Below are 21,369 nucleotides of genomic sequence, written 5' to 3'. Positions count from 1 at the left end.
TAATGAAAGTAGCAGTTTTAGATATTAAAGGAAAAGACACAGGTAGAAAGGCAAACCTTTCTGATGATGTTTTCGCTATAGAGCCTAACGAGCATGCAGTATACCTTGATGTTAAGCAGTATTTGGCACATCAAAGACAAGGTACGCATAAAGCTAAGGAAAGAGCAGAGATAGCTGGTAGTACAAGAAAGATTAAAAAACAAAAAGGTACAGGTACTGCAAGAGCAGGTAGTATTAAATCGCCGGTATTTAGAGGTGGTGGTAGAATATTTGGTCCTAGACCTAAGGATTATAGCCAAAAGTTGAATAAAAACTTAAAGCGTTTGGCAAGAAAATCTGCATTGACTTTAAAGTCTAAAGAAAATGCAATTTTAGTAGTCGAAGACTTCGATTTTGATACTCCAAAAACTAAAGATTTTGTTGGTGTTTTAAAGACCTTAGGTCTTGAGAATAAAAAGTCTTTAATAGTGTTGGGTGATTCAAATAAAGGTGTATATTTGTCTTCGCGTAATTTTAAAGGGTCGGAAGTTATAACTAACTCAGAATTAAGTACTTACAAAATTCTTCACGCTAATAGTGTGGTATTGTTAGAGAGCTCTTTAGAGGGAATTGAATCGAATTTAAATAAACAATAATATCATGAGTGTGTTGATAAAACCAATTATAACGGAAAAAATGACTGCTGATAGCGAGTTGAACAACCGTTATGGATTCGTAGTTGACCCTAAGGCTAACAAATTGCAGATTAAAGATGCGGTTGAAGCTACTTATGGTGTTTCTGTGAAGAAGGTTCGTACTATGAATTACGGTCCTTCAAGAAAATCCAGATATACAAAAACTGGTGTGCAACATGGTAAGACGAATGCAATTAAAAAAGCGATCGTTGATGTTGTAGAAGGTGATATTATCGATTTTTACAGTAATCTATAAAGACAAGAAATGTCAGTTAGAAAATTAAAACCAATCACTCCAGGGCAGCGTTTTAGAGTAGTAAACGGATTTGACGCCATTACTGCTGATAAGCCGGAAAAAAGCTTGCTTGCTCCGTTAAAAAAGTCCGGAGGTAGAAACAGTCAAGGAAAAATGACCATGCGCCAAAAAGGTGGCGGTCATAAAAGAAGGTATCGTGTAATAGATTTTAAGAGAGATAAGCAGGATGTTGCTGCCACTGTTAAAACTATTGAGTACGATCCAAACAGAACTGCATTTATTGCTCTTTTGGAATATGCAGATGGAGAAAAGCGTTATGTTATCGCTCAAAATGGTTTACAAGTAGGTCAGCAGGTTTCTGCGGGTGCTACTGTAGCTCCTGAGATCGGAAATGCTCTTCCATTAAGCGAGATTCCTTTGGGAACTATAATTTCATGTATTGAGTTAAGACCTGGTCAAGGTGCTGTTATGGCGCGTAGTGCTGGTACTTTTGCTCAATTAATGGCAAAGGATGGTAAGTTTGTTACTGTAAAAATGCCATCTGGTGAAACAAGATTAATTCTTTCTGGTTGTGTTGCGACCATTGGGGCTATTTCAAACTCTGATCATCAATTACTGGTATCTGGTAAAGCAGGTAGAAGTAGATGGTTGGGTAGAAGGCCAAGAACAAGACCAGTAGCTATGAACCCTGTTGATCATCCAATGGGTGGTGGTGAAGGTAGGGCTTCAGGTGGTCATCCAAGATCGAGAAACGGAATACCTGCTAAAGGTTTCAGAACTCGTACGAAGACCAAGAGCACCAATAAGTATATAATAGAACGTAGAAAGAAATAAAAAAGTAGAAAGAAATGGCACGTTCACTAAAAAAAGGACCATACGTACATTATAGCTTGGAGAAGAAAATCCAGCAAAGTGTATCATCCGGTAAGAAATCGGTAATAAAAACTTGGTCAAGAGCTTCTATGATTACTCCTGATTTTGTTGGAATGACTATAGCGGTTCATAATGGAAAACAATTTGTACCTGTTTTTGTAACAGAAAACATGGTAGGACATAAACTTGGGGAATTTTCGCCAACTAGATCTTTTAGAGGTCATGCTGGTGCAAAAAACAAAGGAAAAAAGTAAGCTATGGGAGTTCGTAAAAAACAGATGGCCGAAAGAATTAAGGCCGAGAAGAAAAAAGTAGCTTTCGCTAAGTTGAACAATTGTCCTACTTCACCTAGAAAAATGCGCTTAGTTGCTGATTTAATTCGTGGTGTAAAGGTAGAGCAGGCATTAGCTATATTAAGATTCAATCCAAAAGAAGCTTCAAGAAAGTTAGAGAAATTATTACTTTCTGCTTTGGCTAATTGGCAAGCAAAAAACGAAGATGCAAATTTAGAGGATGCTGATTTGGTAGTTGCTGAGATTAGAGTTGATAGTGGTGCTATGCTTAAGAGATTGCGTCCTGCTCCACAAGGTAGAGCGCATAGAATTAGAAAACGTTCAAACCATGTTACATTGGTTTTGGGGTCAAAAAATATAACAGAAAACTAGAATGGGACAGAAAACAAATCCAATAGGAAATCGTCTAGGAATCATCAGAGGTTGGGAGTCTAACTGGTACGGTGGAAACGATTACGGAGATAAATTGGCTGAGGATGATAAAATACGTAAGTATATTCATGCGAGACTTTCTAAAGCTAGTGTTTCAAGAGTTATAATTGAACGTACCTTAAAACTTATAACTGTAACAGTAACAACTGCAAGACCTGGTATCATAATTGGTAAAGGTGGTCAAGAAGTTGATAAGTTAAAAGAAGAGTTGAAAAAAATCACCAATAAGGAGGTTCAAATCAACATTTTTGAAATAAAAAGACCAGAACTTGATGCTAATTTAGTTGCAGCAAGTGTAGCTCGTCAAATAGAAAGTAGAATTTCTTTTAGAAGAGCGATAAAGATGGCAATCGCTGCAGCAATGCGTATGAATGCCGAAGGTATTAAGATTCAGATCTCAGGTAGATTAAACGGTGCTGAAATGGCACGTTCTGAATCATATAAAGATGGTAGAATTCCATTATCGACCTTTAGAGCTGATATTGATTATGCTTTACAGGAAGCTCAAACAACATATGGTAAACTTGGTATTAAAGTTTGGATTATGAAGGGTGAGGTTTACGGTAAAAGAGAATTATCTCCGTTAGTTGGAATGCAAAAGGATTCTTCTAAAGGTGGTAAACAAGAAGGTGGAAGAAAACAACGTCGTAGAAAGTAATTTTTTAAAGAACTAAAGTAATGTTACAACCGAAAAGAACAAAGTTCCGTAAGATGCAGAAAGGCCGTATGAAAGGTCTTGCTGGAAGAGGACACCAACTTTCAAATGGTATGTTCGGTATAAAGAATGTTGATGATGCTGCATTTTTAACTTCACGTCAAATAGAAGCTGCACGTATTGCTGCTACTAGATATATGAAAAGGGAAGGGCAATTGTGGATTAAAATATTTCCGGATAAGCCGATTACCAAAAAACCATTAGAAGTACGTATGGGTAAAGGTAAAGGTGCTCCAGAATATTTCGTAGCCGTGGTAAAACCAGGTAGAATTATGTTCGAAGTGGCCGGAGTTCCTATGGAAGTAGCAAAAGAAGCTTTAAGATTGGCGGCTCAAAAACTTCCTGTTAAAACTAAATTTATTGTAGCTCGTGATTACGAGGCTGGAAATTAAACGTAAGGAATAATGAAAAAACAAGAGATTAAAGAAATGTCTGTGGAAGGACTTACGGAGAAACTGGCCGAGTACAAGAAGCAACATTCAGATTTGAAAATTGCGCATTTTGTAACTCCGTTAGAAAATCCACTTCAGATTAGAAAAGTAAGGAGAACGGTGGCAAGAATAGCAACTGAATTAACTAATAGGGAAAACCAATAATTGGTGGGCTTTATGGAAAAAAGAAACTTAAGAAAAGAGAGAGTAGGAGTTGTCACTAGTAATAAGATGGAGAAATCCATAGTTATTTCTGAGGTGAAAAGAGTAAAACATCCTATGTACGGTAAATTCGTTTTGAAGACAAAGAAGTATGTTGCGCATGACGAAAAGAACGATTGTAACATTGGTGATACTGTAAAGATCATGGAAACTCGTCCTATGAGTAAAACCAAATGTTGGAGATTAGTAGAAATCTTAGAAAGAGCTAAATAAGTTATGTTACAGCAAGAATCTAGACTAAAAGTAGCGGATAACACCGGAGCAAAGGAAGTTTTAACTATTCGTGTTCTTGGTGGTACCAAAAGAAGATATGCTTCTATAGGTGACAAAATTGTTGTTACCGTTAAAGAAGCAACTCCAAATGGAGGTATCAAGAAAGGTGCGGTGTCAACAGCTGTTGTAGTTCGTACAAAGAAAGAGGTTAGAAGACCTGATGGGTCTTATATCAGATTTGATGATAACGCTTGTGTGTTATTGAATCCTGCCGGAGAAATGAGAGGAACACGTGTTTTCGGACCTGTTGCAAGAGAGCTTAGGGATAAGCAGTTCATGAAGATTGTATCATTGGCCCCAGAGGTATTATAATATAACGGACAAGATGAAAAAGTTAAAAATCAAAACAGGAGACACGGTAAGAATCATTGCTGGAGACCATAAAGGGACTGAAGGTAAGGTTATGCGTGTTGATCTTGAGAAAAATAAAGCCATCGTTGAAGGTGCCAATATGGTATCTAAACATGAGAAGCCTAGTGCTAAGAATCCTCAAGGTGGTATTGTAAAAAAAGAAGCTTTAATCCATATTTCTAACTTAGGGTTAATCGACAGTAAAACTGGAGATGTAACTAGAGTAGGTTACGAAGTAAGGGATGGTAAAAAAGTTAGGGTTTCCAAAAAATCCAATGAAGTAATTTAGTTATGGCATACGTTGCAAGATTAAAGAAAGAGTATAAGGAGCGAATTATAGCTGCCCTTACCGAAGAGTTTGGTTACAGTAATGTAATGCAGGTTCCTAAGTTAGAGAAGATAGTAATGAGTAGAGGTGTAGGTGCTGCCGTTGCTGACAAGAAACTTATAGACCATGCAATAGATGAAATGACTATGATTACTGGTCAGAAAGCTGTTGCTACAATGTCTAAAAAGGATGTTGCTGCCTTTAAATTAAGAAAAGGTATGCCGATAGGTGCAAAAGTTACCTTAAGAGGTGAGCGTATGTACGAATTTTTGGATCGTTTGGTTACTTCTGCTTTACCACGTGTTAGAGATTTTCAAGGTATTAAAGCAACAGGTTTTGATGGTCGTGGAAATTACAACTTAGGTATTACGGAACAAATTATATTTCCTGAAGTTAATATTGATAAAATCAATAGAATTAACGGTATGGATATTACATTTGTAACTTCTGCCAATACGGATAAGGAAGCAAAATCATTATTAACAGAATTAGGATTACCTTTTAAAAAGAATTAGTATGGCTAAGGAATCAATGAAAGCCCGTGAGAGAAAAAGGGAAAGAACTGTAGCAAATTATGCTGAAAAGCGCAAAGCTTTGAAAGAAGCTGGTGATTATGAAGCGTTGCAGAGATTACCTAAAAATGCATCTCCGGTACGTTTGCATAACAGATGTAAATTAACTGGTAGACCAAAAGGTTACATGAGAACTTTTGGTATTTCAAGGGTAATGTTCAGAGAGATGGCTAACGCTGGATTAATTCCAGGGGTTAAGAAAGCTAGCTGGTAAATAAAAGATTATTAATGGGTTCAGGTTTAGCCTATTGCTGAAAACCGTTCCCGAATTATATATACATGGTAACAGATACTATTGCAGATTACCTAACGAGAGTTAGAAACGCTAGTAGAGCGGGACATAGGGTTGTTGAAATCCCTGCGTCAAATCTAAAGAAAGAGATAACTAAAATATTGTTCGATCAAGGATATATTTTAAGTTATAAGTTTGAAGAAGACAAGGTTCAAGGTTCTATTAAAATAGCTTTGAAATATGATAAGCTTACAAAAGAGCCTGTTATCAAGAAAATACAGCGTATAAGTAAGCCTGGTCTTAGAAAATATGCCGGCAGTGAAGAATTGCCACGTGTATTGAATGGTTTAGGTATTGCAATTGTTTCTACATCTCATGGTGTAATGACTAGCAAGCAGGCCAAGGCAGAGAAAGTTGGTGGTGAAGTTTTGTGCTACGTTTATTAATTGATTAAAGATTTAGAAAATGTCTAGAATAGGTAATAATCCAGTCGCAATTCCAGAAGGAGTTACAATTGAAATCAATGACAATATAATTTCTGTAAAAGGAAAATTAGGTGAATTGACTCAAGAATTCTCTGGTGTAGCGATTAAAGTAGAAGATGGTCAGGCTTGGGTAACAAGACCTTCAGATTCTAAAGAGCATAAAGCTAAGCACGGTTTGTATAGATCACTTATCACTAATATGGTTGAAGGTGTTTCTAAAGGTTGGACTAAAGAATTGGAATTAGTTGGTGTAGGATATAGAGCAAGTAATCAAGGGCAAAAACTTGATTTGGCTTTAGGTTTTTCACACAACATTGTTTTTGACTTGGCCCCAGAGGTAAAAGTTGAAACTATATCAGAAAAGGGTAAGAATCCTATCGTAAAGCTGACTTCACATGACAAACAACTAGTTGGTCATATAGCAGCGAAAATCAGATCTTTCCGTAAGCCAGAGCCATACAAAGGGAAAGGTATCAAGTTTGTAGGTGAAATATTAAGAAGAAAAGCTGGTAAGTCAGCTTAATAATAGGATATTATGGGATTATCAAAAACACAAAGAAAATTAAGAATCCGTCGTAGAATTCGTAAGGTTTCTTCTGGGACTGCAGCTAGACCAAGGTTATCTGTATTTAGAAGTAATAGCGAAATTTACGCTCAAGTTATAGACGACGTTAAAGGAGTCACTTTAGTATCTGCTTCTTCAAGAGATAAGGATATTGCAAAAGTAAAAGGAAATAAAACCGAGATTGCTGCTTTGGTTGGTAAAACAATCGCTGAGAAATCTGTAAAAGCTGGTTTAGATAAAGTAGCTTTTGATAGAGGGGGTAATTTGTATCATGGTAGAGTTAAGTCTCTAGCTGAAGGTGCAAGAGAAGCAGGTCTAAAATTCTAATATACTAGTATGTTCCAAAAATATAAAAACGTAGAAACTGTTAAGCCAGGTGGTTTAGATTTAAAAGATAAATTAGTTGGTATTCAGCGTGTAACTAAGGTAACAAAAGGTGGTAGAGCATTCGGTTTTTCTGCAATTGTTGTTGTAGGTGATGAAAATGGTGTTGTAGGTCACGGTTTAGGTAAATCTAAAGAAGTTGCTACTGCAATTGCCAAAGCAATTGAAGATGGTAAAAAGAATTTAGTGCGTATACCTTTGAACAAAGGTACTTTACCACATGAGCAAAAAGGTAAATTCGGTGGGGCTAGAGTATATATTCAGCCTGCATCTCATGGTACCGGTGTTATTGCTGGTGGTGCTGTAAGATCAGTACTTGAATCAGTTGGTGTACATGATGTATTGTCTAAGTCTCAAGGTTCTTCAAACCCACATAATGTTGTAAAAGCTACTTTTGATGCTTTATTGCAACTTAGAGATGCAAAAACCATTGCAACACAAAGAGGTGTTTCTTTAGAAAAAGTATTTAAAGGCTAAGAGGAAAATTATGGCAAAGATTAAAGTTACACAGGTAAAAAGTGGAATTAAGAAACCTCAAAATCAAAAAAGAACTTTAGAGGCTCTTGGTTTAAAGAGAATTGGTCAGGTAGTTGAGCATGATGATACTCCTAACATTCTTGGAATGATAAATAAAGTTAAACATTTAGTTTCCACTGAGGAAGCTTAAATTTAGAATAAAATGGGTTTACATAGTCTACAGCCTGCAGAAGGTTCAGTAAATAGAGACGGAAAACGCCTTGGTAGAGGTCAGGGTTCTGGTAAGGGAGGAACTGCTGCAAGAGGGCATAAAGGAGCGAAATCAAGATCTGGTTATTCTAAGAAAATTGGTTTTGAAGGTGGTCAAATGCCTTTGCAACGTCGTGTACCTAAATTTGGTTTTACGAATATTAACCGTAAGAATTACCAAGGTATCAACTTAGAAAAGTTACAAGAACTTGTAGATAATAAAGTTATTACCAATGAGGTGTCTTTAGACATTTTAATTGAGAATGGTTTAGTTGGTAAAAATGATTTAGTGAAAATTTTAGGAAATGGCGAGTTAAAAGCTACTCTTAAAGTTTCAGTACATAAATTTACAGCATCTGCCAAAGCAGCAATTGAAGCAGCAGGTGGTGAAGCAATAAGTTTGTAAGCATAGACGAGAGCATGAAGAATTTTATTGATACAATATCCAATATTTGGAAAATAGAAGAGCTAAGAAATAGAATTCTTATTACACTAGGTCTTTTGTTGGTTTATCGTTTTGGTTGTCAAATCGTACTTCCAGGTATAGATTCAACGCAATTAGGTGGGTTGACAGATGGTACTGACCAAGGAATTTTTGGTCTTTTAAATGCATTTACAGGAGGGGCGTTTGCTAATGCTTCTGTTTTTGCATTAGGTATTATGCCATATATCTCTGCTTCTATTGTAGTTCAGTTAATGGGTATTGCAATTCCTTATCTTCAAAAATTGCAAAAAGAAGGAGAAAGTGGTCGTAAGACCATCAATCAAATCACTAGATGGTTGACTATCGGTATTTGTATTGTTCAAGCTCCTGCTTATTTGTATGGTTTAGAAGCCTTTGGTGTTAGGGATAGTGCTTTCTTATTAGGAAAGGGACTTGATTTTATGGTGCCAGCTGTTATTATATTGGTAACAGGTACTGTTTTTGCAATGTGGTTAGGTGAGAAAATTACCGATAAAGGTATTGGTAACGGTATTTCGTTATTGATAATGATTGGTATTATAGCTACTATGCCACAGTCTTTTGTTCAAGAATTTATTTCAAGGACAACAAATAATAATGGTGGACTAATGTTCATTTTAATTGAAGTTATTATTTGGTTCTTGGTTATTTTGGCTTGTATTCTTTTAGTAATGGCTACAAGACAGATTCCTGTACAATATGCAAGACGAACTGCTTCTGGTGGTTATGAGAAGAACATCATGGGGTCTAGACAATATATACCATTGAAGTTAAATGCTTCTGGTGTAATGCCTATAATATTTGCTCAGGCAATCATGTTCGTACCTGGTATGATAGGTGGTGCTTTTGATGATACATCTTTTGGACAGTGGATGCAAGTTCAGTTCAGTGATATATTCGGTTGGGCTTATAATTTACTTTTTGCAATATTGATTATAATCTTCACATATTTTTATACTGCTATTACGGTTCCTACCAATAAGATGGCAGATGACTTAAAAAGAAGTGGTGGTTTTATACCTGGAATTCGTCCTGGGAAAGAAACTGGAGATTATTTAGATAAGATTATGTCTTTAATAACGTTACCTGGATCTATTTTCTTAGCTTTGCTGGCTATTTTACCAGCGGTTGTGGTAAAGTTGATGGATGTTCAAGCTGGATGGGCGTTATTTTATGGTGGTACCTCCCTGTTAATTATGGTTGGTGTTGCTATCGATACGGTACAACAGGTAAATTCATATTTGTTGAACAGACATTATGATGGTTTAATGAAAACCGGTAAAAATAGAAAAGTAGCATAATTTATGGCTAAACAGGCAGCAATAGAACAAGATGGATCTATCATTGAAGCATTATCAAATGCAATGTTTCGTGTAGAATTGGAGAACGGACATGTGGTAACAGCGCATATATCAGGTAAGATGCGTATGCACTATATTAAACTATTACCTGGAGATAAGGTTAAATTGGAGATGAGTCCGTATGACCTTACAAAAGCAAGAATTACATATAGATACTAAGATACAAGATGAAAGTAAGAGCATCAGTTAAAAAGAGAAGTGCCGACTGCAAGATTGTTCGCAGAAAAGGCAGGTTGTACGTAATCAACAAAAAGAATCCTAGATTTAAACAAAGACAAGGGTAATTATGGCAAGAATCGCAGGTATAGATATACCAAAACAAAAGAGAGGTGTTATCGCCTTAACCTACATTTTTGGAATTGGAAGAAGTAGGTCACAAGAAATATTGAGTAAAGCCCAAGTTAGCGAAGATACTAAGGTTTCTGATTGGAATGATGATGAAATAGGACGTATCAGGGAAGCTGTTTCTGAATTTACAATTGAAGGTGAATTACGTTCTGAAACTCAATTGAACATTAAGCGTTTAATGGATATTGGGTGTTATAGAGGAATTCGTCATAGATCAGGTTTACCTTTAAGAGGTCAGCGAACTAAGAACAACTCTAGAACTAGAAAAGGAAAGCGTAAAACAGTTGCTAACAAGAAGAAAGCAACTAAATAATAATTAGGTATGGCAAAGGCAAGTACTAAAGTTACCAAGAAACGTAAAGTTATAGTTGATTCTGTTGGTGAAGCACACATTAGCGCTTCTTTCAATAATATCATTATCTCTTTGACAAATAAAAAAGGAGATGTTATTTCTTGGTCATCTGCTGGTAAGTTAGGTTTTAGAGGGTCTAAGAAAAATACTCCTTATGCTGCTCAAGTAGCTGCTGAGGATTGTTCAAAAGTTGCTCATGAAGCAGGTTTGAGAAAAGTTAAGGTTTATGTAAAAGGTCCAGGTAATGGTAGAGAATCTGCTATTAGGTCTTTACATAATGCAGGTATCGAAGTAACTGAAATCATTGATGTTACACCAATGCCTCACAACGGGTGTAGACCTCCAAAAAGAAGAAGAGTTTAATTAATTACAAATAATTTCACCGAAAGTGTAATTACGATTATCGAAGGATAAGCCTTAATTCATAATCTCACTTTCAAATTTTTAGAAAATGGCAAGATATACAGGACCAAAATCAAAGATCGCTCGTAAATTCGGCGAAGCAATTTTCGGAGACGACAAATCTTTCGAAAAGAAAAATTACCCTCCAGGACAACACGGTAATAACAGAAGAAGAGGTAAAAAATCTGAGTACTCTGTTCAATTGATGGAGAAACAAAAAGCTAAATATACTTACGGTATTTTAGAGAAACAATTTAGAAACTTATTCCAGACTGCTAAGAGAAAAGAAGGTGTTGCTGGTGAGATTTTACTTCAATTATGTGAGTCACGTTTAGATAACGTAGTTTATAGAATGGGTATATCTCCAACTAGAAGCGGTGCAAGACAATTAGTATCTCATAGACACATTACGGTTAATGGTGAGTTGGTAAACATACCTTCTTATTCATTAAAAGCGGGAGATGTTGTTGGTGTTAGAGAGAAATCTAAATCATTACAAAGTATTCAAGATTCATTAGCTGCTAGTAGTGCAGTATATGAGTGGATTTCTTGGAATAGCGAAAAGAAGGAAGGGACTTACGTTTCTATTCCTGAAAGAATGCAAATTCCAGAAAATATCAAAGAACAATTAATCGTGGAGTTATACTCTAAATAAACAACAACGATCCAATTATGGCATTATTTAATTTTCAGAAACCCGATAAAGTAATAATGATCGATTCCTCTGATTTCGAAGGGAAGTTTGAATTTCGCCCTTTGGAACCTGGTTATGGATTAACTGTTGGGAATGCATTAAGACGAGTATTGCTGTCTTCGTTAGAAGGTCATGCAATTACTTCGGTTAGGATAGATAAAGTAGAGCATGAGTTCTCTATGATTCCTGGCGTTGTTGAAGATGTAACAGAGATTATATTAAACTTGAAACAAGTTCGTTTCAAGAAGCAAATAGAAGATTCTGAAGCTGAAGTTGTTTCAATTTCTGTAAGTGGAAAGAATCAATTGACTGCCGGTGATTTTCAAAAATTTATTTCTGGTTATCAAGTATTAAATCCAGATTTGGTTATCTGTAATATGGATGCAAAAGTTAGCATCAATATGGAGATTACTATTGAAAAGGGTAGAGGATATGTTCCTGCGGAAGAAAATAGAAAGTCTGGTGCTCCATTAGGTACTATTGCTGTTGATTCTATTTTTACACCTATTAAAAATGTAAAATATAGTATTGAAAACTTTCGTGTAGAGCAAAAAACCGATTACGAAAAATTAGTTTTTGAAATTTCTTCGGATGGTTCTATTCATCCTAAGGATGCTTTAACAGAAGCCGCAAAAGTTCTTATTCATCACTTCATGTTATTCTCTGATGAGCGTATCACTTTAGAAGCGGATGAAATTGCTCAAACGGAGACTTATGATGAAGAGTCTCTACACATGAGACAATTGTTAAAAACTAAATTAGTAGACATGGATCTTTCTGTTCGTGCTCTAAACTGTTTAAAAGCAGCTGAAGTTGATACTTTAGGAGATTTAGTTTCTTTCAATAAGAACGATTTAATGAAGTTTAGAAACTTCGGTAAAAAATCTTTAACAGAACTTGAAGAACTTGTGATCAACAAGGGATTAAGTTTTGGTATGGATTTATCAAAATATAAATTAGACAAAGATTAAATAATCATATTTTGCTCCTCGTTCTATCGAGTTTGGTAGCAAGATGATAAAACAAAAACATGAGACACGGTAAAAAAGTTAATCACTTAGGTAGAAAAACAGCGCATAGAAAAGCTATGTTGGCAAACATGGCTTGTTCATTGATTGAACACAAAAGAATCAATACTACTGTAGCGAAAGCGAAAGCTTTAAAACAGTTTGTTGAGCCTTTGATTACTAAATCAAAAGCTGAGAACAATGTAAGTGCTGAAAAGGGTACCCATAATAGACGTATAGTTTTCAAAAACTTACGTGATAAGAATGCTGTAACTGAATTATTCAGTGTGGTTTCTGAGAAGGTAGCCGATAGACCAGGTGGTTATACAAGGATCATTAAACTTGGTAATCGTTTAGGTGATAATGCTGATATGGCAATGATAGAATTGGTTGATTTCAACGAATTATACAATGCTGGTAAGCCTAAGAAAAAATCTACTAGAAGAAGTAGAAGATCTGGCTCTGCTGCTACTGAAGCTCCTGCAGCTGAAAAGGAAGCTAAGGTAGTTGAAGAGACTAAGCCTGAAGCTGAAGCACAAACCGATACAGAAGCTAAGACAGATGATTCAAAGGAATAACATTGTCAATAAATATTAATAATGAAAAAGGATAAGCTATCTAGCTTATCCTTTTTTTTATGTTTTTTTGTTAACGAATAAATTATAAGTACAAGATGAAATATCAAGCAAAAAGAAAAGCATTAATACTACTTGCAGACGGAACTATTTTTTACGGTAAATCTGTTGGTGATAAAGAGGGTACTGCTTTTGGTGAGGTATGTTTTAATACGGGCATGACCGGATATCAAGAAATATTCACAGATCCTTCATATTTTGGGCAAATAATGGTAACTACTAATGCCCATATTGGTAACTATGGTGTTAATAAAGACGAAATAGAATCTGAATCAATAAAAATCTCTGGATTAGTTTGTAGAAATTTCAGTTATGAATATTCTAGACCTTTAGCAGATGATAGCCTTCAAGGATTTCTAGAACAGAATGATCTTTTTGCAATTTCAGATGTCGATACTCGTGCATTGGTAAGTTATATACGTGATAACGGAGCTATGAATGCGGTTATATCTACAGATGTTGATAATATTGAAGATCTTAAGAAACGTTTAAGTGAGGTCCCAAGTATGGAGGGTCTTGAACTTGCATCTAAAGTATCTACAAAAGAAGCATATTTTGTTGGTGATGAAAATGCAACTTTTAAAATTGCAGCTTTAGATATTGGGATAAAGAAGAATATTTTAAGAAATCTTGTTAAAAGAGGGGCGTATATAAAAGTCTTTCCATACAACAGTAGTTTTGAGGAAATGTCTTCGTGGAATCCTGATGCTTTCTTTATATCTAATGGACCTGGAGATCCAGAACCATTAGTAGATGCTATAGCAGCTGTAAAAAAGATGATTGAAACGGACAAGCCTCTTTTTGGGATTTGTTTAGGTCATCAAGTTTTGGCATTGGCAAATGGTGTTTCTACATACAAAATGCACAATGGCCATAGAGGAATTAATCATCCAATATTGAACTTGGTTACAGGTAAAGGTGAAATAACCTCTCAAAACCATGGTTTTGCAATTAATAGGGAAGAGACGGAAGCAAATTCTAATTTGGAAATCACCCATACGCATCTAAATGATAAAACAGTAGCTGGTATAAAAATGAAGGATAAGGATGTATTTTCTGTACAATATCATCCTGAAGCAAGTCCAGGACCACATGATGCAGATTACCTTTTTGATGATTTTTTCAAATTAATTGAGAAAAGTTCAAAACATAACGAAATAGTTTAAATAAACATTAAATTATTGGGAAATCAGGGGTGTAAACAAACTCATTGATTTCCCTGTTTCGTATCTTTACTTTTTAATACAAACAACAAATAAAAAGATTAAAAATGAGTATTATATTAAATGTTCACGCAAGGCAGATATTAGATTCTAGAGGAAATCCAACTGTTGAAGTAGATGTAGTTACAGAAAATGGTGTAATGGGTAGAGCAGCGGTTCCTTCTGGTGCTTCTACAGGTGAGCATGAAGCTGTTGAGTTGCGTGATGGAGGGGAGACTTTCATGGGTAAAGGTGTAATGAAAGCTGTTGATAACGTAAATAGTGTTATTGCTGAAGAAATTTTAGGTATGAATGTGTTTGATCAAAATTTATTAGATCAAACAATGATAGATTTAGATGGTACTCCAAATAAATCTAAATTAGGAGCTAATGCTATTTTGGGTGTTTCTCTTGCTGCTGCTAAAGCTGCTGCCAATGAATTAGGTCTTTCACTCTTTAGATATATTGGTGGTGTTAGCGCTAACACATTACCGGTTCCAATGATGAATATTATTAATGGTGGTTCTCACTCAGATGCACCAATCGCATTTCAGGAATTTATGGTAATGCCTGTTAAAGCAAAAAGCTTTTCACACGCTATGCAGATGGGTACGGAGATATTCCATAATCTTAAAAAGGTGTTACATGACCGTGGACTTAGTACTGCAGTAGGTGATGAAGGTGGTTTTGCGCCAAACCTAGCAGGTGGTACTGAAGATGCTTTGGATACCATTGCAAAAGCGGTTAAAAACGCAGGTTATACCTTAGGTGATGATGTAATGATTGCATTGGATTGTGCTGCAGCGGAATTCTTTTTAGATGGAAAATATGACTACACTAAATTTGAAGGTGAATCTGGTGTTGTTAGAACTTCAGAAGAACAGGCTCAGTATTTAGCTGATCTAAGTGCAAAGTATCCTATTATCTCTATTGAGGACGGTATGGATGAAAACGATTGGGATGGTTGGAAATCTTTAACTGACAAAATTGGAGATAAAGTTCAATTAGTTGGTGATGATTTGTTTGTAACCAATGTTGAGCGTTTGTCTACAGGTATAGAAAAAGGAATCGCAAATTCCATCTTGATCAAAGTAAACCAGATTGGTACATTGACAGAAACTATAGCGGCGGTTAATATGGCTAAAAATGCAGGTTATACTTCAGTAATGTCTCACCGTTCTGGAGAGACTGAAGATAATACTATCGCTGATTTAGCGGTTGCATTGAATACAGGTCAAATTAAAACAGGATCAGCATCAAGGTCTGATCGTATGGCTAAATATAACCAACTACTTAGAATAGAAGAAGAATTGGGGAGTACAGCTTACTACCCTCAAGAAAAAGCCTTTAAATTAGGTTAATTTCTGTGCTAAAATTATAATTAAGCCTTTCTTATTAGAAAGGCTTTTTTTTTTGGCGTACTTCAAAACTTTAACTACCTTTTGAGAATAAACCACATTTAATACCATTTTATTGGCGTATGAATAATTTTCTTTTTGTTTCAGCAGAAAACGATGCTATTCCAGATTGTAAAGCTGGTGGAATGGGTGATGTTGTTAGAGATGTGCCTAGGGAAATTTCGAAACGAGAAGATAAAGTTCACGTTGTCGTACCAGCTTATTCTAGATTACATAAAAACGGAATTTTTAAGACCAAACTAGAATTTAGCTTACGTGGAGTTCCGTATACGGCAGAATTATATGAGGTAATTCCAAAAAGAGTAGATAAAAATATTACACATTATGTAATTCATCATCCAGAAATTTTAGAAGGTGGAATTGCTCATATTTATCATGATGATCCTACCGAGCCATTTTTTAATGATTTTGTAAAATTCATTATTTTTTGCACTGCTACCGCAGAGGCTATTAAAATTGGAGCTTTTGGTGATCTAGATATTGTGCATATGCATGATTGGCATTCAGCGGCACTTTTGTTTATAAAGACCTATCATCCAAGTTATAATGATCTAAAAAAGATGAGATATGTCTATACCATTCATAATTTGGCTATACAGGGTATTCGTCCCTTTTATAATAATTATGCTTCGGTTAACAATTGGTTTCCAGAAATACAATTGGATCATAATGCCTTAAAGGATTTAAGATATCAAGACTGTATAAATTTAATGGCTGTGGGCATACGCTTGGCAGATGCCGTTCATACAGTATCGCCTTCTTATAAAGAAGATGTTCTACTACCTAGTAGAAGACCAGAGTTTATTGGCGGTGAAAGTTTGGAAAATGATTTGTTGAAGGCAGATAATGAAGGTCGTTTATTTGGAATTTTGAATGCGAGTAATTACGGTAATATTAGAGTTGCGGAAAAAGGTCTTTTGTACAGGAATACGGTAAAAGCACTTTTTAGATGGTTGCAAGAAAACTCCAAGAAATACAAAGCTGATTTTTTAGCCCATACTGGTGAAAAAATAATGCAGTATGTAGGCAATAGACCTAAATTTATTGTGTCTAGTGTGGCAAGGCTTACAGAGCAGAAATTTTATTTTTTAAAACGTTCACCAGAGGCGTTTGAAAAGATGCTGGTTAGGCTAAGTGAAGTGGATGGTATTTTTATGCTTTTGGGGACTGGTGATCCTGATTATGAGGAATTCTTTCGTCATATGAGCTATCATCATAAGAATTTTGTTTTTACGAACGGTCAATCAGAAGATTTAATAGATTCTATGTACTTGGAAACCGATCTTTATTTTATGCCAAGTTTGTTTGAGCCTTGTGGTATAAGTCAAATGTTAGCAATGAGAAATGGAAATCCTTGCCTAGTTCATCATACAGGCGGTCTAAAAGATACGGTAGAGCATTTAAAAACTGGTTTTGCTTTTAGCGGAAATACCTATGATGAACAGATTAGTAATATGGTGAAGAGCTTTGATGAAGCATTGACTATTTGGGAGCATGATAAAGACACTTGGAAAAAAATTAAATCCAATGCTAAAAAAGTGAGATTTACTTGGGAGAAATCCTTAAATGAGTATTATGATAAACTATATCTGTTGTAATGAAAGCTATTCATAGTACTTATTGTTAATTTTACCCAAAACAGATTTATGAAATTGGTAGACCAATCCTGTTTTGTTAACTTTACGAGGAGTATTTAAAACGTAAAAATTAAAAATGTCAGACAAAGCTATTTTAGAATATAATGGTGAAAAATATGAGTTTCCGGTAATTAAGGGAACCGAAGATGAACTTGCAATAGATATCAAATCATTGCGTTCAGCAACCAAAGGAATGATAACCATTGATCCGGGTTTTAAAAATACAGGATCATGTGAAAGTGCTATTACTTTTTTAGATGGCGAAAAAGGTATTTTACGTTATAGAGGGTATTCAATTGAAGAATTAGCCGAGAAAGCTGATTTCTTAGAAGTTGCCTATGCTTTAATATTTGGAGACTTACCTAACAAGGAGGAACTGGCAAAGTTCCACAAGGATATTAAAGATGAATCTCACGTAGATGAAGAGATGAAGAAGATATTGGATGGTTTTCCAAAGTCCGCACATCCAATGGGTGTTCTATCATCTTTAACAAGTGCACTAATTGCATTTAATCCTTCTACTGTTGATGTAAGTTCAGATGAGGATATGTACCACGCAATTGTACGTATACTTGCAAAATTTCCAGTTCTTGTAGCTTGGACTTTACGTAAAAAGAAAGGTCTTCCATTAGATTATGGAGATGATAGTTTAGGGTATGTTGAGAACATTCATAAAATGATGTTCAAGCGTCCTAACCAAGATTATAAAAAGAATAAAGTTGTCATTGAAGCCTTAGATAAGTTGTTGATATTACATGCAGACCATGAACAAAACTGTTCTACAAGTACTGTTCGTATCGTAGGTTCTTCACATGCTGGATTATTTGCATCATTATCTGCTGGTATTTCAGCTCTTTGGGGGCCACTACACGGTGGTGCGAACCAAGCTGTTTTAGAAATGCTTGAAGCAATTGAAGCGGATGGTGGTGACACCAAAAAATATATGGCCAAGGCTAAAGATAAATCTGATCCTTTCAGATTAATGGGCTTTGGACATAGAGTATATAAGAACTTTGACCCTCGTGCAAAAATCATTAAAGTTGCAGCTGACGAGGTGTTGGCAGATTTAGGTATTAATGACCCTATTCTTGATATAGCCAAAGGCTTAGAAAAAGAGGCTTTGGAAGATCAGTACTTTGTGGATAGAAAATTATACCCTAATGTAGATTTCTACTCAGGTATTATTTATAGAGCTTTGGGTATACCAACAGAAATGTTTACAGTTATGTTCGCATTAGGTAGATTGCCAGGGTGGATTGCACAATGGAGAGAAATGAGATTAAATGGTGAGCCAATTGGTAGACCAAGACAAGTATATACTGGTGAAAATTTAAGATCTTTTGTCGAACTTGACAAAAGGTAGATTGCTACCGTTAATAAAAAAACAAAAGCTCTTTTATTTTTAAAGGAGCTTTTTTTTGTGCCAAATTTTAATTTTTATTTAAATAAACACATATGTTACAATTAAATATCAATGATGAGATTTCACCTTTAAAGGCAGTGGTATTAGGTATTGCTAAAAGCTCAGGACCTACACCCACTTTAGAGGAAGCTTATGATCCAAAATCCAAGGAGCATATAAAGGCTGGGACTTATCCGTTAGAAGCTGACATGATTAAAGAAATGGAAGCTTTTAGAGAAGTCTTTGAAAAATATGGTGTAAAGGTTTTTAGACCAGAGGTTCTAGAAGATTGTAATCAGATTTTTACTAGAGATATCGCTTTTGTAATAGAAAATAAGTTGATAAAAGCCAACATCTTACCTGATCGTGAACAAGAGGTTGAGGCTATTTTACATGTACTTGATAAAATAGAGGATGACAACATTCTTACACCGCCTGAGGACGTGCATGTTGAAGGTGGTGACGTAATGCCATGGAACGATTATATATTTGTTGGTACCTATACAGCGTATGATTATCCATCATATATTACTGCAAGAACAAATAAGGCCGCGGTAGAATATTTAGCTAAACAGTTTCCGCATAAAACTATAAAGTCGTTTGAGCTTCGCAAGTCCAATACAGTAGCTAAAGACAACGCTTTGCATTTAGATTGTTGTTTTCAGCCTTTGGGTAAAGGGAAAGCTATTATTCATAAAAACGGATTTTTGGTTGAGGAAGAATACCAATGGTTAGTTGATTTTTTTGGAAAAGAAAATGTTTTTGAAATAGATGCCTTAGAAATGTACCATATGTATAGCAATGTATTTTCTATATCACCAGATGTTGTAGTATCTGAAGGCAACTTCACCCGTTTGAATAATTGGTTAAGAGAACAAGGCTTTACGGTAGAGGAGATTCCGTATGGCGAAATATCAAAACAAGAGGGTTTATTGCGCTGTAGTACTTTACCCTTAATTAGAGTATAATTTAAATAAATGTACCCCTATGCAAATTACTAACACAATACTAATGATTCGTCCTGTGTCATTTAGAATGAATGAGCAAACGGCTGTCAATAACTACTTTATGGAGGATATTGACTTGAAGAACCAAGAAATTAACAAGAAGGCCCAAGAGGAGTTTGATGCTTTTGTGGTAGAATTAAGAAATAAAGGAGTAAACGTAATCGTTGTTCAAGATACTAAAGAGCCTGATACTCCAGACAGTATTTTTCCAAATAATTGGATATCATTTCACGCAAATGGTACCGTTGGTGTCTACCCAATGTTCGCAGAGAACAGAAGAAATGAAAGGCGCGATGATATTTTTGATATTCTAGAATCTAACGGTTTTAAGATCAATGATGTTGTTGATTATACTTCTGCTGAAGAGGAAGAGTTGTTTCTTGAAGGCACAGGTAGTATTCTTATAGATCGTGTAAACAAAAAAGCTTATTGCGCATTGTCTGAACGTGCAGATGAAGAATTGTTTATTGAGTTTTGTGAAGATTTCGATTTTTTTCCGGTAATATTTACCGCAAACCAGTCTGTAGACGGTAAAAGATTACCAATTTACCATACTAACGTAATGATGGCATTGGCAGAAAATTTTGTAATTATCTGTGCAGATTCTATTGATGATAAGAAGGAAAAAAAGAACGTATTAGATCATCTAAAAAAAGATGGTAAAGAGATTATTACGATTACCGAGCAGCAAATGCATCATTTTGCTGGTAATATGTTGCAGGTTTTAGGTAGCGAAGATAAAAGATATATGGTGATGAGCTCAGCTGCATTTCATAGTTTGACCAAAGAGCAGATTACTAAAATAGAAAACCATTGTTCAATTTTACATAGTTCTTTACATACTATTGAAACCTGTGGTGGTGGTAGTGCCCGTTGTATGATGGCTGAAGTTTTTCTTCCAAAAGAATAATGATACTTGTTACCCTATTAAAATAATTAAACTTAATGGGGTAACATTTTTAAACTGTATTAACTATCTTCATAGAGATTGAAGCTATTTGGAATTCAAAGTCTATATGAGGTTAAAAGCAATTTATATTTTATTGGCATTCTCTTCTGCAGGATTTATTTTTGTGTGGGCAAGTTCACCTATAATTACTGATTATGAAATTATAGAAGAAAAGGCTCTTTCTAATCAAAATGATCATGACTTCAATACAATGATGGATGTACTTACCCATCAACGTTGTGTAAACTGTCACCCAAATGATCATATTCCCAAACAAGGAGACGATAGTCATCCACATTATTTTGATATGGCAAGAGGTGAAGACGATCATGGTTTTGAGGCTACCAATTGCAATACTTGTCATCAGTCAGAAAATAATGTGAATTCAGGTGTGCCAGGTGCACCACATTGGGCGTTGGCTCCTGCATCAATGGCTTGGGAAGGACTCACTAGAACTGAACTAGCTGAGCGTTTGTTAGATAAAACCACCAATGGCAATAGAAGTCACGCAGCGCTTGTAAAGCATATGACAGAAGATGAGTTGGTACTGTGGGCTTGGGAACCCGGGGTAGATGCGGATGGTGATCCACGTACTTTGCCACCGGTTTCAAAAGAAGATTTTAAAAAAGCGGTAGAAAATTGGTTTGCCAACGGGGCGGTTATTCCTGTAAAATAATATA

The 21,369-nt window shown here is 35.4% G+C and carries 34 protein-coding genes; all 34 read left to right on the top strand.

The features are described from left to right. Positions 1–2: 2 nt before the first annotated feature. The gene (rplD, locus tag I600_RS07505; protein WP_058103829.1) at positions 3–635 is read left to right on the top strand and encodes a 50S ribosomal protein L4; all 633 of its coding nucleotides are present in this window, start codon (positions 3–5) and stop codon (positions 633–635) included. Between the two features lie 4 nt (positions 636–639). Next, positions 640–930, top strand: a complete 291-nt coding sequence (rplW, locus tag I600_RS07500; protein ID WP_036152136.1) for a 50S ribosomal protein L23 — start codon at positions 640–642, stop codon at positions 928–930. 9 nt (positions 931–939) lie between these two features. Beyond that, positions 940–1,764 (top strand): 50S ribosomal protein L2, encoded by an 825-nt coding sequence (gene rplB / locus I600_RS07495; protein WP_058103828.1) that lies wholly within the window; start codon positions 940–942, stop codon positions 1,762–1,764. 14 nt (positions 1,765–1,778) lie between these two features. Then, positions 1,779–2,057 (top strand): 30S ribosomal protein S19, encoded by a 279-nt coding sequence (gene rpsS, locus I600_RS07490; protein ID WP_036152139.1) that lies wholly within the window; start codon positions 1,779–1,781, stop codon positions 2,055–2,057. A gap of 3 nt (positions 2,058–2,060) precedes the next feature. Beyond that, positions 2,061–2,468: a 50S ribosomal protein L22 gene (gene rplV, locus I600_RS07485; RefSeq protein ID WP_058103827.1), complete on the top strand. Its 408-nt coding sequence runs from the start codon at positions 2,061–2,063 to the stop codon at positions 2,466–2,468. Position 2,469: 1 nt separating this feature from the next. Next, a complete protein-coding gene (rpsC, locus tag I600_RS07480) occupies positions 2,470–3,186 on the top strand; it encodes a 30S ribosomal protein S3 (protein ID WP_058103826.1) in 717 nt (238 codons plus the stop codon). A 20-nt stretch (positions 3,187–3,206) separates the two neighbouring features. Further along, positions 3,207–3,635 carry a 50S ribosomal protein L16 gene (gene rplP, locus I600_RS07475; RefSeq protein WP_058103825.1) on the top strand — a complete coding sequence of 143 codons (429 nt, stop codon included), beginning with the start codon at positions 3,207–3,209 and terminating at the stop codon, positions 3,633–3,635. A gap of 12 nt (positions 3,636–3,647) precedes the next feature. Then, on the top strand, positions 3,648–3,839 hold the full coding sequence (gene rpmC / locus I600_RS07470) for a 50S ribosomal protein L29 (protein ID WP_058103824.1): 192 nt from the start codon (positions 3,648–3,650) through the stop codon (positions 3,837–3,839). Between the two features lie 12 nt (positions 3,840–3,851). Next, the gene (rpsQ, locus tag I600_RS07465; RefSeq protein WP_058104316.1) at positions 3,852–4,109 is read left to right on the top strand and encodes a 30S ribosomal protein S17; all 258 of its coding nucleotides are present in this window, start codon (positions 3,852–3,854) and stop codon (positions 4,107–4,109) included. 3 nt (positions 4,110–4,112) lie between these two features. Then, positions 4,113–4,481, top strand: coding sequence for a 50S ribosomal protein L14 (rplN, locus tag I600_RS07460; RefSeq protein ID WP_027064819.1), 369 nt, complete (start codon positions 4,113–4,115; stop codon positions 4,479–4,481). 13 nt (positions 4,482–4,494) lie between these two features. Then, on the top strand, positions 4,495–4,809 hold the full coding sequence (gene rplX / locus I600_RS07455) for a 50S ribosomal protein L24 (protein WP_058103823.1): 315 nt from the start codon (positions 4,495–4,497) through the stop codon (positions 4,807–4,809). Between the two features lie 2 nt (positions 4,810–4,811). Then, on the top strand, positions 4,812–5,363 hold the full coding sequence (rplE, locus tag I600_RS07450) for a 50S ribosomal protein L5 (RefSeq protein WP_058103822.1): 552 nt from the start codon (positions 4,812–4,814) through the stop codon (positions 5,361–5,363). A 1-nt stretch (position 5,364) separates the two neighbouring features. Next, positions 5,365–5,634 carry a 30S ribosomal protein S14 gene (rpsN, locus tag I600_RS07445; protein ID WP_058103821.1) on the top strand — a complete coding sequence of 90 codons (270 nt, stop codon included), beginning with the start codon at positions 5,365–5,367 and terminating at the stop codon, positions 5,632–5,634. Between the two features lie 65 nt (positions 5,635–5,699). Beyond that, positions 5,700–6,098 (top strand): 30S ribosomal protein S8, encoded by a 399-nt coding sequence (gene rpsH, locus I600_RS07440; RefSeq protein ID WP_058103820.1) that lies wholly within the window; start codon positions 5,700–5,702, stop codon positions 6,096–6,098. Positions 6,099–6,117: 19 nt separating this feature from the next. Then, positions 6,118–6,660 (top strand): 50S ribosomal protein L6, encoded by a 543-nt coding sequence (gene rplF / locus I600_RS07435; protein WP_058103819.1) that lies wholly within the window; start codon positions 6,118–6,120, stop codon positions 6,658–6,660. A 12-nt stretch (positions 6,661–6,672) separates the two neighbouring features. Next, the gene (gene rplR, locus I600_RS07430) at positions 6,673–7,029 is read left to right on the top strand and encodes a 50S ribosomal protein L18 (protein WP_058103818.1); all 357 of its coding nucleotides are present in this window, start codon (positions 6,673–6,675) and stop codon (positions 7,027–7,029) included. A 9-nt stretch (positions 7,030–7,038) separates the two neighbouring features. Continuing rightward, on the top strand, positions 7,039–7,563 hold the full coding sequence (gene rpsE, locus I600_RS07425) for a 30S ribosomal protein S5 (RefSeq protein ID WP_058103817.1): 525 nt from the start codon (positions 7,039–7,041) through the stop codon (positions 7,561–7,563). 10 nt (positions 7,564–7,573) lie between these two features. Then, positions 7,574–7,753 carry a 50S ribosomal protein L30 gene (gene rpmD, locus I600_RS07420; protein WP_027064811.1) on the top strand — a complete coding sequence of 60 codons (180 nt, stop codon included), beginning with the start codon at positions 7,574–7,576 and terminating at the stop codon, positions 7,751–7,753. A 12-nt stretch (positions 7,754–7,765) separates the two neighbouring features. After that, the gene (gene rplO / locus I600_RS07415; protein WP_058103816.1) at positions 7,766–8,218 is read left to right on the top strand and encodes a 50S ribosomal protein L15; all 453 of its coding nucleotides are present in this window, start codon (positions 7,766–7,768) and stop codon (positions 8,216–8,218) included. 14 nt (positions 8,219–8,232) lie between these two features. Then, positions 8,233–9,576: a preprotein translocase subunit SecY gene (gene secY, locus I600_RS07410; RefSeq protein ID WP_058103815.1), complete on the top strand. Its 1,344-nt coding sequence runs from the start codon at positions 8,233–8,235 to the stop codon at positions 9,574–9,576. Positions 9,577–9,579: 3 nt separating this feature from the next. Then, positions 9,580–9,795: a translation initiation factor IF-1 gene (gene infA, locus I600_RS07405; RefSeq protein ID WP_013305172.1), complete on the top strand. Its 216-nt coding sequence runs from the start codon at positions 9,580–9,582 to the stop codon at positions 9,793–9,795. Positions 9,796–9,803: 8 nt separating this feature from the next. After that, positions 9,804–9,920, top strand: coding sequence for a type B 50S ribosomal protein L36 (ykgO, locus tag I600_RS18950; protein ID WP_013305171.1), 117 nt, complete (start codon positions 9,804–9,806; stop codon positions 9,918–9,920). Positions 9,921–9,922: 2 nt separating this feature from the next. After that, positions 9,923–10,297 carry a 30S ribosomal protein S13 gene (rpsM, locus tag I600_RS07400; protein ID WP_036152167.1) on the top strand — a complete coding sequence of 125 codons (375 nt, stop codon included), beginning with the start codon at positions 9,923–9,925 and terminating at the stop codon, positions 10,295–10,297. Between the two features lie 9 nt (positions 10,298–10,306). Then, entirely contained in the window at positions 10,307–10,699 is a 393-nt protein-coding gene (gene rpsK / locus I600_RS07395) for a 30S ribosomal protein S11 (protein ID WP_027064807.1), read from the top strand. A gap of 88 nt (positions 10,700–10,787) precedes the next feature. Then, positions 10,788–11,393, top strand: a complete 606-nt coding sequence (rpsD, locus tag I600_RS07390; protein ID WP_058103814.1) for a 30S ribosomal protein S4 — start codon at positions 10,788–10,790, stop codon at positions 11,391–11,393. A 17-nt stretch (positions 11,394–11,410) separates the two neighbouring features. Then, the gene (locus I600_RS07385; RefSeq protein ID WP_058103813.1) at positions 11,411–12,403 is read left to right on the top strand and encodes a DNA-directed RNA polymerase subunit alpha; all 993 of its coding nucleotides are present in this window, start codon (positions 11,411–11,413) and stop codon (positions 12,401–12,403) included. A gap of 59 nt (positions 12,404–12,462) precedes the next feature. Beyond that, positions 12,463–13,017, top strand: coding sequence for a 50S ribosomal protein L17 (rplQ, locus tag I600_RS07380; protein WP_058103812.1), 555 nt, complete (start codon positions 12,463–12,465; stop codon positions 13,015–13,017). A 95-nt stretch (positions 13,018–13,112) separates the two neighbouring features. Further along, entirely contained in the window at positions 13,113–14,240 is a 1,128-nt protein-coding gene (carA, locus tag I600_RS07375) for a glutamine-hydrolyzing carbamoyl-phosphate synthase small subunit (RefSeq protein ID WP_058103811.1), read from the top strand. Positions 14,241–14,344: 104 nt separating this feature from the next. Then, entirely contained in the window at positions 14,345–15,637 is a 1,293-nt protein-coding gene (eno, locus tag I600_RS07370) for a phosphopyruvate hydratase (RefSeq protein ID WP_058103810.1), read from the top strand. A 119-nt stretch (positions 15,638–15,756) separates the two neighbouring features. Continuing rightward, on the top strand, positions 15,757–17,292 hold the full coding sequence (locus I600_RS07365; protein ID WP_058103809.1) for a glycogen synthase: 1,536 nt from the start codon (positions 15,757–15,759) through the stop codon (positions 17,290–17,292). A 115-nt stretch (positions 17,293–17,407) separates the two neighbouring features. Continuing rightward, positions 17,408–18,694: a citrate synthase gene (locus I600_RS07360; RefSeq protein ID WP_058103808.1), complete on the top strand. Its 1,287-nt coding sequence runs from the start codon at positions 17,408–17,410 to the stop codon at positions 18,692–18,694. Between the two features lie 92 nt (positions 18,695–18,786). After that, positions 18,787–19,701, top strand: a complete 915-nt coding sequence (locus I600_RS07355) for a dimethylarginine dimethylaminohydrolase family protein (protein ID WP_058103807.1) — start codon at positions 18,787–18,789, stop codon at positions 19,699–19,701. Between the two features lie 19 nt (positions 19,702–19,720). Beyond that, on the top strand, positions 19,721–20,650 hold the full coding sequence (gene ctlX, locus I600_RS07350) for a citrulline utilization hydrolase CtlX (protein ID WP_058103806.1): 930 nt from the start codon (positions 19,721–19,723) through the stop codon (positions 20,648–20,650). A gap of 106 nt (positions 20,651–20,756) precedes the next feature. Beyond that, entirely contained in the window at positions 20,757–21,365 is a 609-nt protein-coding gene (locus I600_RS07345; protein ID WP_058103805.1) for a hypothetical protein, read from the top strand. Positions 21,366–21,369 lie beyond the last annotated feature (4 nt).

The organism is Maribacter dokdonensis DSW-8, from assembly GCF_001447995.1.
GTDB classification, from domain to species: Bacteria; Bacteroidota; Bacteroidia; order Flavobacteriales; family Flavobacteriaceae; genus Maribacter; species Maribacter dokdonensis.
This window is presented reverse-complemented; position numbering and strand designations above follow the sequence as displayed.

Excerpts from the sequence above, each read along its gene's own strand:
- rplD (WP_058103829.1), top strand. The coding sequence starts at position 3 with ATGAAAGTAGCAGTTTTAGATATTAAAGGAAAAGACACAGGTAGAAAG.
- rplW (WP_036152136.1), top strand. The coding sequence starts at position 640 with ATGAGTGTGTTGATAAAACCAATTATAACGGAAAAAATGACTGCTGAT.
- rplB (WP_058103828.1), top strand. The coding sequence starts at position 940 with ATGTCAGTTAGAAAATTAAAACCAATCACTCCAGGGCAGCGTTTTAGA.
- rpsS (WP_036152139.1), top strand. The coding sequence starts at position 1,779 with ATGGCACGTTCACTAAAAAAAGGACCATACGTACATTATAGCTTGGAG.
- rplV (WP_058103827.1), top strand. The coding sequence starts at position 2,061 with ATGGGAGTTCGTAAAAAACAGATGGCCGAAAGAATTAAGGCCGAGAAG.
- rpsC (WP_058103826.1), top strand. The coding sequence starts at position 2,470 with ATGGGACAGAAAACAAATCCAATAGGAAATCGTCTAGGAATCATCAGA.
- rplP (WP_058103825.1), top strand. The coding sequence starts at position 3,207 with ATGTTACAACCGAAAAGAACAAAGTTCCGTAAGATGCAGAAAGGCCGT.
- rpmC (WP_058103824.1), top strand. The coding sequence starts at position 3,648 with ATGAAAAAACAAGAGATTAAAGAAATGTCTGTGGAAGGACTTACGGAG.
- rpsQ (WP_058104316.1), top strand. The coding sequence starts at position 3,852 with ATGGAAAAAAGAAACTTAAGAAAAGAGAGAGTAGGAGTTGTCACTAGT.
- rplN (WP_027064819.1), top strand. The coding sequence starts at position 4,113 with ATGTTACAGCAAGAATCTAGACTAAAAGTAGCGGATAACACCGGAGCA.
- rplX (WP_058103823.1), top strand. The coding sequence starts at position 4,495 with ATGAAAAAGTTAAAAATCAAAACAGGAGACACGGTAAGAATCATTGCT.
- rplE (WP_058103822.1), top strand. The coding sequence starts at position 4,812 with ATGGCATACGTTGCAAGATTAAAGAAAGAGTATAAGGAGCGAATTATA.
- rpsN (WP_058103821.1), top strand. The coding sequence starts at position 5,365 with ATGGCTAAGGAATCAATGAAAGCCCGTGAGAGAAAAAGGGAAAGAACT.
- rpsH (WP_058103820.1), top strand. The coding sequence starts at position 5,700 with ATGGTAACAGATACTATTGCAGATTACCTAACGAGAGTTAGAAACGCT.
- rplF (WP_058103819.1), top strand. The coding sequence starts at position 6,118 with ATGTCTAGAATAGGTAATAATCCAGTCGCAATTCCAGAAGGAGTTACA.
- rplR (WP_058103818.1), top strand. The coding sequence starts at position 6,673 with ATGGGATTATCAAAAACACAAAGAAAATTAAGAATCCGTCGTAGAATT.
- rpsE (WP_058103817.1), top strand. The coding sequence starts at position 7,039 with ATGTTCCAAAAATATAAAAACGTAGAAACTGTTAAGCCAGGTGGTTTA.
- rpmD (WP_027064811.1), top strand. The coding sequence starts at position 7,574 with ATGGCAAAGATTAAAGTTACACAGGTAAAAAGTGGAATTAAGAAACCT.
- rplO (WP_058103816.1), top strand. The coding sequence starts at position 7,766 with ATGGGTTTACATAGTCTACAGCCTGCAGAAGGTTCAGTAAATAGAGAC.
- secY (WP_058103815.1), top strand. The coding sequence starts at position 8,233 with ATGAAGAATTTTATTGATACAATATCCAATATTTGGAAAATAGAAGAG.
- infA (WP_013305172.1), top strand. The coding sequence starts at position 9,580 with ATGGCTAAACAGGCAGCAATAGAACAAGATGGATCTATCATTGAAGCA.
- ykgO (WP_013305171.1), top strand. The coding sequence starts at position 9,804 with ATGAAAGTAAGAGCATCAGTTAAAAAGAGAAGTGCCGACTGCAAGATT.
- rpsM (WP_036152167.1), top strand. The coding sequence starts at position 9,923 with ATGGCAAGAATCGCAGGTATAGATATACCAAAACAAAAGAGAGGTGTT.
- rpsK (WP_027064807.1), top strand. The coding sequence starts at position 10,307 with ATGGCAAAGGCAAGTACTAAAGTTACCAAGAAACGTAAAGTTATAGTT.
- rpsD (WP_058103814.1), top strand. The coding sequence starts at position 10,788 with ATGGCAAGATATACAGGACCAAAATCAAAGATCGCTCGTAAATTCGGC.
- I600_RS07385 (WP_058103813.1), top strand. The coding sequence starts at position 11,411 with ATGGCATTATTTAATTTTCAGAAACCCGATAAAGTAATAATGATCGAT.
- rplQ (WP_058103812.1), top strand. The coding sequence starts at position 12,463 with ATGAGACACGGTAAAAAAGTTAATCACTTAGGTAGAAAAACAGCGCAT.
- carA (WP_058103811.1), top strand. The coding sequence starts at position 13,113 with ATGAAATATCAAGCAAAAAGAAAAGCATTAATACTACTTGCAGACGGA.
- eno (WP_058103810.1), top strand. The coding sequence starts at position 14,345 with ATGAGTATTATATTAAATGTTCACGCAAGGCAGATATTAGATTCTAGA.
- I600_RS07365 (WP_058103809.1), top strand. The coding sequence starts at position 15,757 with ATGAATAATTTTCTTTTTGTTTCAGCAGAAAACGATGCTATTCCAGAT.
- I600_RS07360 (WP_058103808.1), top strand. The coding sequence starts at position 17,408 with ATGTCAGACAAAGCTATTTTAGAATATAATGGTGAAAAATATGAGTTT.
- I600_RS07355 (WP_058103807.1), top strand. The coding sequence starts at position 18,787 with ATGTTACAATTAAATATCAATGATGAGATTTCACCTTTAAAGGCAGTG.
- ctlX (WP_058103806.1), top strand. The coding sequence starts at position 19,721 with ATGCAAATTACTAACACAATACTAATGATTCGTCCTGTGTCATTTAGA.
- I600_RS07345 (WP_058103805.1), top strand. The coding sequence starts at position 20,757 with ATGAGGTTAAAAGCAATTTATATTTTATTGGCATTCTCTTCTGCAGGA.